Below are 13,782 nucleotides of genomic sequence, written 5' to 3' on the forward strand. Positions count from 1 at the left end.
ACACGGCGCAGCCCGGGGGCGGATGTCAGCCGGGCGTCTTGGTCGGCCGACTGCTCACGTCGCAGTTTGGGAGTTAGCGTTCCGGGCGAGCTCACCATCCTCGATGCATAGGCCAGCACGCCATTGCCGTCGTGATTGGTCTGCGCATGCTAGCGCTGCGCATCGTAGATCGCGAGCTTCGTCTGGGTGACGGCCAGTTCGTTGCCGCTGGGGCGCCGCAAGCGCATTTCATCGGCGACCGGGTGCGTGTCGAAGTGCGATCCCCGACCAGCACCACCGCCCTCGACGATCTCGCGTGAGGTGTGTCCTTCGCCCTGCGAAGGTCGTCGTTGCAGGGTTCGTGGACGGCCCCCCAGTCGCTTTGGTCGGCATCGTCGTGACCGGGAAGACCCTCGCGTCTGAACTCGCGGCGCCTTTCAGGGCGATTTCTCGCAAGGCCATAAACGATCGCGACCGTGCTGGAGCGGCTCGCATTGCAATTAGCCTAGCCGTTTTCATTGCGCATGCAGCTTGCCGGTGTCGCTTCCCAGCGCACTGATCCATCTCCTGTGGCACGAACGGGTCAAGCAGGATGGGGGCAATCGCTGGCTTGTCCCGGCACCCAGCGGGCGATCACTAGCAGCGGCTAGGGGGTCATGGGTCGGTTAATGGCCCGGTTGCCAGCGCAGGACCGGGTGAGTCGCGCCGACCGGCATGACCCACGCGCCGGTCGGCCCAAAGTCCCAGCCGACGAAGCTGGCCGGATCGCTCATCTGCGCGGTGGTCAAGCCGTTCGAAGCCGGCAGATTGCCGCCGCTTTTTGCTTGTCCCGTCGTTTCGGTATTCCAGTAGACGTCGCTGCCGAGTCCTGTGCAGTATTCGCAGACCCCACCCACTGTCACAAGGTTGAACGCGGAGACGTTGCCTGACGCGAACGACTCTGTGATCGTCCCGGTGCTGCTGTTGACGAGGCCGCCGGACGAGCCGCGTGACTCGTTAGCGGCAACGTTGCCTGTCGCGTAGGACTGAGTGATAGTGCCTAGATTGCTATAGACGAGGCCGCCGCCGCCGGAGTCGGCCGTGACGTTGGCGCTGCTGCCGGAGCGCGCGATCGTTCCATAGTTGGTGCCGACGAGACCACCAAGCGTCGCGCCGGCGGTATTGCTTGCCGGCGCGATGTAACCCGAGGTGAACGTATTGATGATCAGGCCGTGATTGCTCATGGCGAGAATGCCGTCGGACCTGTAAGACGGCGCATAGGTGCCCGACTGTGCGTTCAGGACGTTCACGTCCCTGACCGCGCCGTTCGCGGCAATATCGCTAAACACAGCGTCCGTGTCGGGCCTGATGTTGGACACGTTGTGCCACATGCCGTCAAATTGACCGGTGAACGACAGCTTGCTGGCGAATCCGAGCGTCTTGAACGCGTAGCCGTCCGCGTCAATGTCGCGGCCCAGTGCATAGTTGCCGCTCATATCGCTCTCGATGTTCTGCAGATCCTGCGCCGTATTGACGATCTTGTAGCCGGTGGTCTGCGTGAGCAGCCCGCTATATTCTGGCGCGGCCCACGCACCGTTCGCGAGCATGGTGCCTGGCGTGAAGCTGCCGGTCATGTCATAGAACGCGCTCACCGTGCCAGTGCTTTGCGACCAGTCGATCATGCCGTTATTCGTGACGCTGCCGCCGTTGTTCACGCCGGCCGCGTCCGCGCGAAGCGTCAGCGCGCCGCCGCCCTGGTTGCTGAAGGTGACGCCCGGGCCGACCGATACGCTATGCGCCGCGTTCAGCGCGAGCGATGCGCCGCCTGTCCACTGAACGCTTTGATCCGCGTTGATGTCGCCGCTCCGGCCTGCCGCACCGGTGGTCGTCATTGAGATCGACGTACCGTCGTTCATGCTGCGCGCGAATGAGCGTCCCGCGCCGTTATCGAACGTGTAGGCGGGCAGCGTGACGTTCCATTGACCCGCGACGACCTTCGCGAAGTCCCCCCAGAACGTGAAGAGCCCCGTGTCCATATCGACCGTGCCGCCTTTGCCGTCCGCGTTCTTCGCGGCGATGTTGCCGGCGAGAATCACCTGTCCAAGGGGGCCCGTGACGAGCCACACATGCCCGTCGCGCACGGCGGTGCCGGTCGCACGCAGGACGTCGGCGTTGCCAGCGAGAGCATAGATGTTGCCGTCAACGGCTTGCAGGCTGACCTGCGCCGCTTCGACCGCGCCCGTGTTGACGATCGCGCCGCTGCTCGCTGTCTGCACGAACATCTGCTGCGAGCTGGAGGAGTCCTGCAACAGCACCTTGTTACCGACACCGATTTCGGCCGTGCCATTCGGCGCGCTGACGTTGCCGTAGTTGTCCACTTCCTTCGCGGCTATCAGCAGTACGTCGCCGTTCGTCGACCCGATATTGCCGAGATTGACTACGCGATGATCCGACTGGCCGGAAAACGTCAGCGCGCAGCCGTTCATGAACGACGCGTTGTCGGTGTCGAGCGTGGAGGCGACGAAACGGCCGCCCGTCGTGACGACACCTTGCGGCCCGATCAGCACGCCTTGCGGATTGATCAGGTAGACGCTGCCCGTTGCGTTGAGCTTGCCGAGCAGCATCGACGGCGTGCCGCCTGTCACGCGGTTCAGCGTCGCGCCGTCGCCGTTGTTGAAGATGACCGTGTTGCCCTGGCCGATAGAGAAGCGATTCCAGTCGATCACGCCGCGCGTCGAGCCCGGTTGCGTGATCACAAGATCGTTGCCCTGGCCGGCCATCGTGCCCGCGCCGGCGACGTAACGGCCGCCTTGTGGAAGGAGGCCCGCCGCGAGCGCCACGGGTGTCAGGGACAGTCCAGTCAGCGAAATGCCGATGGCCAGCAGGGAGCCTGCGTTTGAATGTTGCCGACGCTGTGCGCGTCGCACATTCCGAGGTAGGTTCTGTCGTGACATACCCTCTCCCGCGTCCACGCGAAATGGCTGCCGACGACCCGCAGAGTCGAGCGCAAATACGTTGGTCGCAGCGTCTGAAGAATAGCTCCTGGCCCCGCGCATGCACATGCCGATATCTCTGCGTTTTGCGCCTTGTTGTGTGTGCAGTTGGGGCCGCTTGTTGTGTGGCGGCATCTCCTAATGTGTCTAGGAAATCAATGTGAAAGCGCTACATGACGCGACTTGGTCTTCGCAGTCGCCCTCGACTGGACCTGTGGACAGCCGATAGCGATAGACAACAGCGGTATCCGTGTCCAAAGGCCAAGGACCGGTTGCAATGCGGAGCAGACGTTTGAACGCCCGTCCAACGGGAGGGGCGAACGACGCTTGATGGCCGGGTTGAGGCAGTGCCACCGGCACGGCCTTTCTGATCGCGGCCGTGTTGCGCTACTTCGGGACGACCGGCGTGTTCGTGTTCATCGCGGGCGCGATGCTGATCGTGATGCTGTCGATTGGCTTGATGGGGCCGAAGACGAAAGGGCTCGAACTCGAGAAGATTTCTTCATAGCGACGGCCGGCCTTCGAGCCGGCGCGTCGCCATATGCCGCATTGGCATATGCGATCAATGGAATGCTCGGTCAGGGTGTCGAGCTTCCCGCAAACTGTGATCCGGGACCGCTTCAGGTCCCGACAGGACGGATCGACAGCGCGTTCTTGACCGAAACTACGCCAGGTACCCCTTTCGCCACCTCGGTTGCCCGGTCGCTTTGTGCCTGAAGCGGTACGCTGCCCTGCAGCGTGACAGCGCCATCGCGGGCGCGAACTGTGATATTGGCCGTCGAGATGTTCCTGTCTTTCACCAGCGCATTTCGAACCTGACGCTGTAGCGCCCGGTTCGCTGCTTTCATCGACTTGTAATGCGATCGGGCTTCGGGCGTCGTGGTCGGGGCAGACGCAGGGGCGTTGGCGTTGCTCGCCTGCGCATAGGCGTGAATCGAACCCGAAATCAGAAGGGCGGTACCGACCAGTCTGACGGCGTGGATTGCTTTCATGCATCTTCTCCTGTCGTTGCAGATCGTTGGGCTACAGATTCAGGGATATCACACACGCCCCCACAATGTTTCTGAGGCGGATCAAATGGCACTATAGGACAATAAAGGGTTTGGTCAAGCAACAATGCAAATCGGGCAATTGGACGGACAACCGACCATATTAGAGTATTTCAGATTACAATGGTGCTCTAATTCCGTTAATAGCATTGCAAATCAATACTACCGATTAGTTTTTTTCCGCCTTTTAACCTTCGCCATGCACAAAACGCCGTCTGATAAAGACGCTGTGGCACCGTCCGTGGTGAAGTAGGCAATTCGTCGATAGTGGCAGCCGCGCGTTGGCCGCCACGATCAGAACAACTGCTTCTGCCCCGACGTCAGCGTCGTGAAATCGTCGCGCAGCAAAGGCAGAATCGCGTCGGCCACCGGCTGCAATTGCCGCGTCAAATAATGCTCGTAGTCGATCGCCGAGCGCAGCGTTTCGAGCGGCTCGGGGCCGGCCACCGTCATCACGTAGCTGATCCAGCCGCCGTTCTGATATTGCAGCGGACGTCCCTGCTGGCGATTGAACTCATCGGCGACGCGTGCCGCGCGCACATGCGGTGGCACGTTGCGCTCGTAAGCGTCGATCGGTCTGCGCAACCGCTTGCGATAGACCAGCTGATCGTCGAGCCGGCCCGCGAGCGTATCGCGCACATAGTCGCGCACGTAATCCTGATACGGCTGCTGCTTGAAAATGCGCCGATACAGTTCCTGCTGAAACTGCTGCGCAAGCGGCGTCCAATCCGTGCGCACGGTTTCGAGCCCTTTGTAGACCACGTCCTCGCGGCCGTCCGGCAATACCGTAAGGCCTGCGTAGCGTTTCTTGCTGCCTTCCTCGGCACCCCGTACCGTCGGCATGAAAAAGCGCCGGTAGTGCCGCTCGAATTGCAGTTCCAACGCACTGTCGATATCGAAGCGCGCCTGCAGCTTCTGCCGCCATGCAGCGTTGATCTGTTCGACGAGCGCGCGGCCGATGCGCGCGGCGTCTTCCTCGTCATGCGCGTGCTTGAGCCAGACGAAGGTCGAGTCGGTGTCGCCGTAAATCACTTCGTAGCCTTGCGCCTCGATCAGCTCGCGCGTCGTGTGCATGATCTCGTGGCCGCGCATCGTGATCGACGACGCGAGTCGCGGATCGAAGAAGCGGCAGCCGGTCGAGCCGAGCACGCCATAGAACGCGTTCATGATGATCTTCAGCGCCTGCGACAGCGGCTTGTTGTGCTCGCGCTTGGCCGCTTCCCGTGCCTGCCACACCTGAGCGACGATCGACGGCAAGCAGTGACGCGTGCGCGAAAAACGTGCGCCGACGAAGCCGGGCACCGAGTGTGCGTCGTCGGGATGCAGCATGCCTTCGACGAGACCGAGCGGGTCGATCAGAAACGTGCGGATGATCGACGGATACAGGCTCTTGTAGTCGAGCACGAGCACCGAGTCGTAGAGGCCGGGCCGCGAATCCATCACGAAGCCGCCGGGGCTCGCGGCGCCGGCCACGTCGCCGAGATTCGGCGCGACATAGCCCTGCCGATGCATGCGCGGCATGTACAGATGCGTGAACGCCGCGACCGAGCCGCCGCTGCGATCGGCGGGCAGGCCGGTCACGGTCGCGCGTTCGAGTAGGAACGGCAGCAGTTCGGTCTTCGCGAAGATGCGCGTGACGAGCTCGCAGTCTTTCAGGTTATAGCGCGCGAGCGCGGGCTTGTCTTCGTCGAAGCGGCGCTGGATTTCGTCCATGCGCTGGTAGGGATTGTCGATCGCCTTGCCAACGCCCAGCACCGAGCGTGACACGTATTCGAGGCTGAACGACGGAAAGCTCCACGTCGCCGAACGCAATGCCTCGATGCCGTCGATGACCCAACGACCCGCGACGCCCGCAAAGAAGTGATTGCGCGTGACGCCGTGTTCGCGCCATTCCATCACCGCGCCGCCGCGGCCGATGCGCAGCGGCACGCGATACTGCTCGGCATGCTGTTGCAGAACCTTCAGATCGAACTGCACGAGGTTCCAGCCGATGATCGCATCGGGATCGTGCCGCTCCATCCACTCGATCAGCTTCTCGAGTAGCTGCGCGCGGGTTGCGCAGTATTCGAGCTTGAAGTCGAGGGCGCCTGCGTCGGTCAGGTTGCCATTGGGCGGCCCGAGCATATACACCTGGCGCTCGCCGCAGCCTTCGAGCGCGATCGAATACAGCTCGGCGTGCGCGCTCGTTTCGATGTCGAGCGACACGAGCTTCAACGGCGGACGATATTGGTTGGCCGGTTTGAGTTCGGCATCGAGCCACGGGCCGTCGAGCCCCGGGCCGTCGCGCCCCGGGCCATTCTGCCGCGGCTCGCCGCTGAACCACACCGGCGCGGTGATGAAGCGCTCCATCATGTAGCGCTCGGGCGGCTGGATATCGGCTTCGTAGACATCGACACCGCCTTCCCTAAGGCGCTTCTCGAAGCCCTTCAATTGCCGGTATTGCGCACAGTAAAGTCCGCTGACCGGCCGATGCTGGAAGTCGCGCAATTCGAGCGGCCGCAGATTGAGCGGCGCGTCGCGGCGCAGGATCGTTTCGGCGCGCTCGCGCTGTTCGGCCGGAATGAAGGCGACGGACGGCTGAGGGCGCAGACGGATGTGGCGCGGCCCGCTGTCCGTGGCCAGCCAGAACTCGATTTCCGTGCCGGCGGGCGTGTCCCGCCAATGTCGGGTCAAAATGAAACCCTGCTCGAACTCAGTCAAACTTCCACCTTTAAAGCGGCGCAATCGCCTTGCGCGATTTTACCGCCGCAGGCAGGGACTGTTGAACGGGCAATGAAAAGGCGCTTCGTACTGAAGCGCACCAAACAGCACGGCTTCATCTCTTCAAAGCCGGTTCAGTTCGTTCCCGGTTCGCTCAAGCTTCGAGCGCCAACGTCGCGAACGTGGCGAGCCAGTGCTCGCCCATGTAGTCGCCGGCCACGTGCGGCAATGCGCTGTGCAGATGAAGCTCGGCCGCATCGAACAGCACGGTGCGACGCACATCGCCAGCGGGCAGCGCGCGCGCGAGCGCACGCTGGCACCAGGCGCGGCTCAGATTGAGGCCGTCGAGATGCGCGATCTTGCCGTCGCTGCGATCGGTGACGGTGACGGGCTCGAACAGCGTCGCCGGCTTTTTCGCGCCGAGGTCCGGCAGAAAGCGTCCGAACCAGTCGGCGAACTGCGCGGACGGCAACACGCGCCGCATCAACTCGGCTTCCATCAGCGACGGCGAAAGAAACTCATCGCCGGCCGGCTCCCACGCCTGACAGGCGACGTCGTCCAGATACCAGCGCTCGGCGGTGCTGACGATCAGCCCCTCGAGCGATTCGCGCGAGGTTTGCCGGGCGAAATCGAGCGTCAACGCAAGCGCGAACGCCATGTTGAAGTGGGTGCCGACGCGCAGCGGGTAGGTCGCTTTCGGCAGGAACTCCTCGAAGCGGTCGACGAACGCCTCGATGAGCGGCGCGAACGTCTTCGCCCAGCGCGCGGCCTCCGAGATTTTCAGCGACTGCAACTGCGCGCCGAGCGCAAGCAGCCATGCCCAGCCATACGGTCGCTCGAAGCCGCGGTTGTGCGGCAGAGTCAGATACGCGAGTTCGCCGGCGACGTTCGCCTCGGTGAAATGCTGATCGACCACCGCGACGATGCGCGTGGCCTCGGGCAGATCGGGGAAGCGGTCGAGTAGATGCAGGATCAGCCAGTAGCCGTGCACGCACGAATGCCAGTCGTAGCTGCCGTAGAAGATCGGATGCAAGGCGCGCGGACCCTGTACGTCCTGCGGCCCGTCGAGCGAGTGCGTAAGCTTGTTCGGGTATTCGCGCGTGAGGTGGGCGAGCGCGACATTGGCGAATTTCGACGCGAATTCGCGGGTGAGCTGGGTGATCATCGGCGGCTCCTCAGAAGCGGAATACGAACACGTACAACAGTATGGTGTTGACGATCAGCAATAGTAAAGCGGTCGGCCACTGCGCCTTGATCACGCCGTTCTGGTCCTTCAGTTCGAGCAGCGCGGCGGGGACGATGTTGAAGTTCGCGGCCATCGGCGTCATCAACGTGCCGCAGAAACCGGACAGCATGCCGATCGCGCCGAGAATCGCGGGGTTGCCGTTGAACTGATGCACGATCAGCGGCAGGCCGATACCGGCCGTCATCACCGGAAACGCGGCAAACGCGTTGCCCATGATCATCGTAAAGATGGCCATGCCGAACGTGTAGGCCGTGACGACCGCGAACGCGGAATCGACCGGTATCCACGTTTTCACGAGGTCCGACACGACGTGACCGACGCCCGCGACCGCGAACAGCGCGCCGAGCGCGGCGAGCATCTGCGGGAGGATCGCGGCCCAGCCGACGGTATCCATCGTGTGGCGGGCGTCCTTCAAAGCATGCACGGGCGAGTCGCGCAGCATCAGAAGCGCCGCGCCGAACGCGACCAGGGTGCCGAGCACGAGCGAAATCAGCGTGACGTTCTTTGTTTCGACGAAGGGCGCGTACTTGAGTGTCAGCGTACCGACCAGCGTGATCACCGGAATCAGCAGCGCCGGAATGAACAGCCTGTTGCCGAAGCGTTGCGCGTTCGCTTCGCGGCGCGCGGCGGCCGCTTCGCCGTTGCTGTCGTTGCGGCCCTTGCCGAGCTTGCCGGAGCCCGCGATCAACGCGAGCGCGATGGCGAGGCAGCCCGTCACGAAGTGCGGCAGTTCTGCGCCGAACAGGAACGTGAGCGCATAGATGCCCCAGAACATAAAGTTGACGACGCGCCGCGGGTTCGTGCGGTCCCGCAGATTGAACAGCGCGAACGCGGCGAACATCAGCCCCGCGAGCACGTAGAGAGATTCGAGCCTGATCGTCATTGCGCCGCACTCCGTTTGAATGCGCTCATCTGGTGCGACAGATTGCGGTCGAGCAGGATCAGGCGGATCACGTGAATGACGAGCGCGGCGATCGCGGTCGGAATCGCCCATACCGACACGTGCAACGGTTCGACCACGACGCCGTTCTGTTCGAGAAAGCCCTTGATGAGCAGGATCGACTGGATCGCGATGAAGATGTCCTCGCCGAAGAACACGGCGATGTTGTCGACCGCCGATGCGTTCGCGCGAATCTGCTGACGCACCGCATCGGGCAAATCGCCGTGGCGGTTCGCGGCGGCCGCTTCGGCCATCGGCGCGATCAGCGGGCGCACCATCTGCGCATGGCCGCCGAGCGACGTGAGACCGAGCGCGGCCGTGATCTGGCGAATCACGAAGTAGAGCATCAGCACGCGGCCGGTGGTGGCGGCGTGCAGGCGCGAGATCAGATGCCGCGCCTGTTCCTTCAGACCGTTGCGTTCGAGCAGCGCGATCACCGGCAGTGTCAGCCAGATCAGGCCCATGTAGCGGTTATCCGCGAATGCCTTGCCGAAGGCGCTGACAATCTCCACCGTTTGCAAGCCACCGGCGATACCGGTCGCGACGCCCGCGATCGTCACCACCAGCAGCGCGTTGAAGCGCAATGCGAAGCCGAGCACCACGATCGGCACGCCAATCAAAACTCCCATCCGGATCTCCTTGTTTCGTTCCCGCGACGCATGGCGACGGAATCTAACATGAGACTTTATTGATAAATAGTCGATAAAATATATTTATAGGGTAAACGCCGAGATGCTCGGTATCGCGATGGCCACCGTGCTGGTCGCGCTGGCCGTGGTGCACCGGCATATTCCGCGTCGAGGCGCCGCGACCACGCGCTGATGTTTCAGCCACACTCCGTTCGAGTGTGGCTGAATTCAATTAGCCAAACACAGACAGGCGGCGCTATCAACCACCCCGAATGTAATCCGGCAACGCCACGGCGTTCGCGGTCGGATCGCCGGCCGCATTGGTCGGCAGATACTGCGTCTGAAACGCGGTGAACATCGCGGCGAATCCATCGGCGCGCTGCACGATCACCGCGCCGTCCTGGAACGCGCCGTTTTCGTTGTAATGCGGGCCGCGCGGATTGCCCTGATTCATGTGGGTCTCGTGAAGACCGTCCTTCTTCGGCAGAAACAGGAAGCCGAACCCATAGACCACGATGCCCGCTGTCGTCGGTGTCCAGAAATCACGGTTATGCAATTGACCGCTGCCGTTGTCGTAAGGCAGGCTTTGCGACGGCTGCGTTTCGTCGATGGTCAGAATTTCGTCGATGATGTCGTTGACGTCGGCGCGATTGCCGTTTTGATCCTCGTAGGGAATCGGCCGCATCCGGTGAATGTCGAGCAGGCTGCTGTCCTGGAAGTAATCGAGCCGCGGAAAGCCGCTGGTGTAGAGGCCGAGATTCAGTGGCTGAAGTTTGGCGGTTAGCGGATCGGCGAAGTTCAGATCGGCATAGAAGTACACGTCGTTGTTACCGCTTGCGCCCGGTTGCGTCGACGCCGAATTGACGACGATGTTGAATGGCGTATCGTCGTTGCCGGTAACCGTAATCACATAGTGTGGACTGCCGATGTATGAATCTTTAAAAGGCGCCGCGCGCAGCAGTTTTCCCTTGAACATGCAGTATTCGTTCATGACGGAAGGACCTTCTCAAAGTTGACGAACGGAAAGCGATTCGCGTTCAAGCATACGGTGCTGCTCGTCGATAAACAACCGGGTCGGCTGTCACACGGTTGCAATGTTGATGCGGACGATGGCCGCAGGATCAGCGAGCCGTTCCGAACCCGGCCGCCCACCGGGCCCATTGGACCAGCACGTCGGTCACATCGTCCGGCCGCTCCATCGTGCACATATGACCGCTTCGTTCGATCACGCGAAGCGCCGAGCCGCGAATCAGCGCGTGCATCTCCTGATGACGCGCGAGCGGACTCCATTGGTCGTCGCGGCCGCATACGATCATCGTCGGACACGCGATGCCGCGAAGCAGCGCCGTCGCACCGGGACGATCGAGCAACGCGCGGATCTGCGCCGCGAATTTGTCCGGCGTGCTTCGCTCGATCATGTCGAGCACCGCCTCGTAGACCGCGGAACCGTGGCGATCGGCGTTGACCATGCCGGGCGCCCACTCGTTGCCCATTGCGCGCATGCCTTTGGCGCGCGCGAGTTCGAGCAGTCTCAGTCGCTGCTCGCGCTCGCTTTCGCCGTGTCGATCGAGGACATGGACCGTGCCATCGCCGAGCGCGGGGCATCGGCGCGATGATCGGACTGGATACGAATGTGCTGGTTCGCTACTTCGCCCAGGACGACGGCGTGCAGTCGAAGAAGGCGACGGCGCTGCCTGATCGAGCGGTCGGGGTATGTGGCCGAGTGCGAGTACACAGCTACTTTCGACGTGACGGCTTCGAAGGTCGCAGGGATGCAGTTGATCAAGTAATCACGGCGCGAGCCGATAAGCGGAAAACGGAAAAAAGAGGAGCTGTTCTCGGGCTTGCCAGTGCTAAAGCTGGGGAGTTTGTCGATCAAAATATCTTGGACAATCTTCACTGCCACGACTGCGATCACACGTTTTATGAATGAGGTCGGAAAACAGGGCAATGGCGAAAGCTGAAAAGCGGCCATTGACGATAGATTGCGCGAACTGCCGTCGCTCGCCTGAAGGCCTCGCGCGTCGAAGGCCGGTCGCCTCACGCGTCCTCGGACGGGTCGTATGGCACGACCCGCTCATGTTCGTCCGCATGGTTGCGCGCGACGATCGCGCGTGCCGCGACGTTCGCGTCGAGATTGAACGGCTGATGCGGCACGCCCGGCGGAATGAACAGGAAGTCGCCAGCCTCGGTAATGACCGATTCGCGGAAGCCCGGGCCATAGCGCGTCTCGATCTTGCCTTCGAGCATATAGATCGCGGTCTCGTAGTCGGCGTGATAGTGCGGCTCCGCATGGCCGCCGGGCGGGACCACGACCATGTACATCGACAGGCCGGTGGCGCCCGCGGTGCCCGCCGAAATACCGACGAAATAGGGCAGCCGCTGGGTCGTCGCCATTTCCCGGTCCGGGCGCACCTTGATGACCCGGGCCCGCGCGTCGTGCGTAACGTTTGACATGATCGCTCCTTGGGTCGCCGCCGTGCCGGGCGGCTTCACGCCTGCCGAACTGAAAGTCTAGACGATACGGGCGACAATATCGGACGTGATCGAGTGGGCGTGATGCAGCGCGGGCGGCCGCGAAAACGCGTTGCTACAATGATCGGCATACCCTCGACAACGATCACGGAGACAGCGCATGGCCACGCTCGAGCCCATCAGCCGCTACCCGGTGCCCGAACCGGGCGAGTGGCCCGAAGACATCAGCGCTCGCATTCTCGAAGTGCAGCAGAAAGCGGGTTTCGTGCCGAACGTGTTTCTGACGCTCGCGCATCGGCCCGACGAATTCCGCGCGTTCTTCGCTTATCACGATGCGTTGATGCTGAAAGAGGGCGGTCTCACGAAAGGCGAGCGCGAGATGATCGTGGTCGCGACCAGCGCGATCAACGATTGTCTTTACTGCGTGGTCGCGCACGGCGCGATTCTGCGCATCTACGAAAAAGCGCCGCTGATCGCCGACCAGGTCGCGGTCAATCATCGCCAGGCCGACATCAGCGAGCGCCAGAAAGCGATGCTCGATTTCGCGCTGAAGGTGTGCCGCGCCTCGGGCACGGTCGACGAAGAAGATTTCCAGACACTGCGCGCTCACGGCTTTACCGACGAAGACATCTGGGACATCGCGGCCATCACCGCGTTTTTCGGACTGTCGAACCGGATGGCGAACGTGATCTCGATGCGTCCGAACGACGAGTTCTATCTGATGGGGCGTGTGCCGAAAGCGGCGGCCGATACGCCCACGAAGTAGCCGCAACGGGAATGGCTTCGGAATTCCGAGCCACGCGCCGAGAAACGAGCCGATCTGGTGGCTCAGAAAGCACAGGCCGAACAGGCTGCCGAGGTGACGCGTGCCGAACAGCTTGGGCCACGAGCCCGCTCGTCAGCGGTACGGTGCCGAGCCACGTGAGGCCCATCACGGCGGCACACAATTCACCCCCAGGCCTGTCGATCTTCCGTGGCCTCATTCGTCGTCGCTACAGGAGGGACGGCAAGCGCAGGCGCTAGCCCGTCTTCCGTCCGTTTTTCTGACGATTTCTGACAAGGAGATGGCTGATGAACGACGCAAACACCACCTCGACGCACACGCTGAAACCCGCCCGCGAACTGGCCGACCTGCCGTCGCGCTTTCCCGGCGAGAGCGCCGAATATCGACGCGCGCGCAACGCGTTGCTCGCCGAGGAAATCGAGCTGCGCCGCCAGATCGAGCGCGTCGCCGCGCAGCGTCGCGCGCTGCCGCCGGGCGGCATCGTGCCCGAGGATTATCGCTTCGACGGCGAAACCGGCCCGGCCACGCTGTCGCAGATGTTCGGCGCGCACGACACGCTCGTGACCTACAACTGGATGTTCGGTCCGCAGCGCGCGCGGCCCTGCCCGATGTGCACGTCGCTGCTGAGTGCGTGGGACGGCGAAATGCCCGATATCCTGCAGTGCGTCGCGTTCGCGGTGATCGGCCGCTCGCCGATCGACAGGCTCGTCGCGTTCAAGGAGGAACGCGGCTGGCGGCATCTGCGGCTCTATTCGTCGGGCGGCAACACGTTCAATCGCGATTACGCGGCCGAAGATCCCGCCGGCGACGACCTTCCCGCGCTCAACGTATTCACGCGCGCGGGCGGCGTCGTGCGGCACTTCTGGGCCGAGGAGATGGGGCCGTCGACGGCGGACCCCGGTCAGGATCCGCGCGGCGCGCCCGATCCGATGCCGCTATGGACGATCCTCGATATGACGCCGGGCGGTCGCGGCAGCGACTGGTATCCGAAGCTCGCGTATTGAACGG

Annotated in this window: 13 protein-coding genes and 2 pseudogenes; 3 read left to right on the forward strand and 12 right to left on the reverse strand. The window is 62.8% G+C overall.

Annotation, left to right across the window (positions count from 1 at the left end; genetic code table 11):
- Positions 1-149: 149 nt before the first annotated feature.
- A complete protein-coding gene (locus OKW43_RS09030) occupies positions 150-227 on the reverse strand; it encodes a hypothetical protein (protein ID WP_376776384.1) in 78 nt (25 codons plus the stop codon).
- A 417-nt stretch (positions 228-644) separates the two neighbouring features.
- Positions 645-2,912, reverse strand: coding sequence for a filamentous hemagglutinin N-terminal domain-containing protein (locus OKW43_RS09035; RefSeq protein WP_187635835.1), 2,268 nt, complete (start codon positions 2,910-2,912; stop codon positions 645-647).
- Positions 2,913-3,297: 385 nt separating this feature from the next.
- Between OKW43_RS09035 and OKW43_RS09040 the strand changes: the two are divergent.
- Positions 3,298-3,459: pseudogene (locus OKW43_RS09040) on the forward strand (MFS transporter); the annotation flags it as partial.
- Positions 3,460-3,571: 112 nt separating this feature from the next.
- Here the strand turns inward: OKW43_RS09040 and OKW43_RS09045 are convergent.
- From OKW43_RS09045 to OKW43_RS09085, 9 genes are all read right to left on the reverse strand, one after another.
- The gene (locus OKW43_RS09045) at positions 3,572-3,943 is read right to left on the reverse strand and encodes a BON domain-containing protein (protein ID WP_187635836.1); all 372 of its coding nucleotides are present in this window, start codon (positions 3,941-3,943) and stop codon (positions 3,572-3,574) included.
- A gap of 351 nt (positions 3,944-4,294) precedes the next feature.
- A complete protein-coding gene (locus OKW43_RS09050; RefSeq protein WP_429446664.1) occupies positions 4,295-6,700 on the reverse strand; it encodes a DNA polymerase II in 2,406 nt (801 codons plus the stop codon).
- A 154-nt stretch (positions 6,701-6,854) separates the two neighbouring features.
- On the reverse strand, positions 6,855-7,865 hold the full coding sequence (locus tag OKW43_RS09055) for a DUF2891 domain-containing protein (protein WP_429446666.1): 1,011 nt from the start codon (positions 7,863-7,865) through the stop codon (positions 6,855-6,857).
- A 10-nt stretch (positions 7,866-7,875) separates the two neighbouring features.
- Positions 7,876-8,829: a DUF979 domain-containing protein gene (locus OKW43_RS09060; protein ID WP_429446668.1), complete on the reverse strand. Its 954-nt coding sequence runs from the start codon at positions 8,827-8,829 to the stop codon at positions 7,876-7,878.
- A complete protein-coding gene (locus OKW43_RS09065; protein WP_187639446.1) occupies positions 8,826-9,515 on the reverse strand; it encodes a DUF969 domain-containing protein in 690 nt (229 codons plus the stop codon). Before OKW43_RS09065 ends, OKW43_RS09060 begins: the two co-directional genes overlap by 4 nt.
- 259 nt (positions 9,516-9,774) lie before the next feature.
- Positions 9,775-10,506 carry a DUF2278 family protein gene (locus OKW43_RS09070; protein WP_429446670.1) on the reverse strand — a complete coding sequence of 244 codons (732 nt, stop codon included), beginning with the start codon at positions 10,504-10,506 and terminating at the stop codon, positions 9,775-9,777.
- A 130-nt stretch (positions 10,507-10,636) separates the two neighbouring features.
- Entirely contained in the window at positions 10,637-11,008 is a 372-nt protein-coding gene (locus OKW43_RS09075) for an alpha/beta fold hydrolase (RefSeq protein WP_429446672.1), read from the reverse strand.
- A gap of 38 nt (positions 11,009-11,046) precedes the next feature.
- Positions 11,047-11,490 carry a hypothetical protein gene (locus OKW43_RS09080; RefSeq protein WP_187639448.1) on the reverse strand — a complete coding sequence of 148 codons (444 nt, stop codon included), beginning with the start codon at positions 11,488-11,490 and terminating at the stop codon, positions 11,047-11,049.
- Positions 11,491-11,555: 65 nt separating this feature from the next.
- On the reverse strand, positions 11,556-11,972 hold the full coding sequence (locus OKW43_RS09085; protein WP_429446675.1) for a cupin domain-containing protein: 417 nt from the start codon (positions 11,970-11,972) through the stop codon (positions 11,556-11,558).
- A 178-nt stretch (positions 11,973-12,150) separates the two neighbouring features.
- Between OKW43_RS09085 and OKW43_RS09090 the strand changes: the two genes are divergently transcribed.
- The gene (locus tag OKW43_RS09090) at positions 12,151-12,756 is read left to right on the forward strand and encodes a peroxidase-related enzyme (RefSeq protein ID WP_429446677.1); all 606 of its coding nucleotides are present in this window, start codon (positions 12,151-12,153) and stop codon (positions 12,754-12,756) included.
- 24 nt (positions 12,757-12,780) lie between these two features.
- On the opposite strand, the pseudogene OKW43_RS09095 reads toward OKW43_RS09090, so the two are convergent.
- Positions 12,781-12,931, reverse strand: a pseudogene (locus OKW43_RS09095) (MFS transporter); the annotation flags it as partial.
- A 130-nt stretch (positions 12,932-13,061) separates the two neighbouring features.
- Here OKW43_RS09095 and OKW43_RS09100 point away from each other — a divergent pair.
- Positions 13,062-13,778: a DUF899 family protein gene (locus OKW43_RS09100; protein ID WP_429446678.1), complete on the forward strand. Its 717-nt coding sequence runs from the start codon at positions 13,062-13,064 to the stop codon at positions 13,776-13,778.
- Positions 13,779-13,782: the final 4 nt, after the last annotated feature.

This window comes from Paraburkholderia sp. WC7.3g, assembly GCF_050436345.1.
Classification (GTDB): Bacteria; Pseudomonadota; Gammaproteobacteria; order Burkholderiales; family Burkholderiaceae; genus Paraburkholderia; species Paraburkholderia podalyriae.

What these genes read in the sequence shown, in the direction of transcription:
- OKW43_RS09065 (WP_187639446.1), bottom strand. Translation starts at nt 9,515, where the DNA reads ATGGGAGTTTTGATTGGCGTGCCGATCGTGGTGCTCGGCTTCGCATTG.
- OKW43_RS09080 (WP_187639448.1), bottom strand. Translation starts at nt 11,490, where the DNA reads ATGGCCGCTTTTCAGCTTTCGCCATTGCCCTGTTTTCCGACCTCATTC.
- OKW43_RS09090 (WP_429446677.1), top strand. Translation starts at nt 12,151, where the DNA reads ATGGCCACGCTCGAGCCCATCAGCCGCTACCCGGTGCCCGAACCGGGC.
- OKW43_RS09045 (WP_187635836.1), bottom strand. Translation starts at nt 3,943, where the DNA reads ATGAAAGCAATCCACGCCGTCAGACTGGTCGGTACCGCCCTTCTGATT.
- OKW43_RS09100 (WP_429446678.1), top strand. Translation starts at nt 13,062, where the DNA reads ATGAACGACGCAAACACCACCTCGACGCACACGCTGAAACCCGCCCGC.
- OKW43_RS09055 (WP_429446666.1), bottom strand. Translation starts at nt 7,865, where the DNA reads ATGATCACCCAGCTCACCCGCGAATTCGCGTCGAAATTCGCCAATGTC.
- OKW43_RS09030 (WP_376776384.1), bottom strand. Translation starts at nt 227, where the DNA reads ATGCGCTTGCGGCGCCCCAGCGGCAACGAACTGGCCGTCACCCAGACG.
- OKW43_RS09075 (WP_429446672.1), bottom strand. Translation starts at nt 11,008, where the DNA reads ATGGGCAACGAGTGGGCGCCCGGCATGGTCAACGCCGATCGCCACGGT.
- OKW43_RS09085 (WP_429446675.1), bottom strand. Translation starts at nt 11,972, where the DNA reads ATGTCAAACGTTACGCACGACGCGCGGGCCCGGGTCATCAAGGTGCGC.
- OKW43_RS09060 (WP_429446668.1), bottom strand. Translation starts at nt 8,829, where the DNA reads ATGACGATCAGGCTCGAATCTCTCTACGTGCTCGCGGGGCTGATGTTC.
- OKW43_RS09035 (WP_187635835.1), bottom strand. Translation starts at nt 2,912, where the DNA reads ATGTCACGACAGAACCTACCTCGGAATGTGCGACGCGCACAGCGTCGG.
- OKW43_RS09070 (WP_429446670.1), bottom strand. Translation starts at nt 10,506, where the DNA reads ATGAACGAATACTGCATGTTCAAGGGAAAACTGCTGCGCGCGGCGCCT.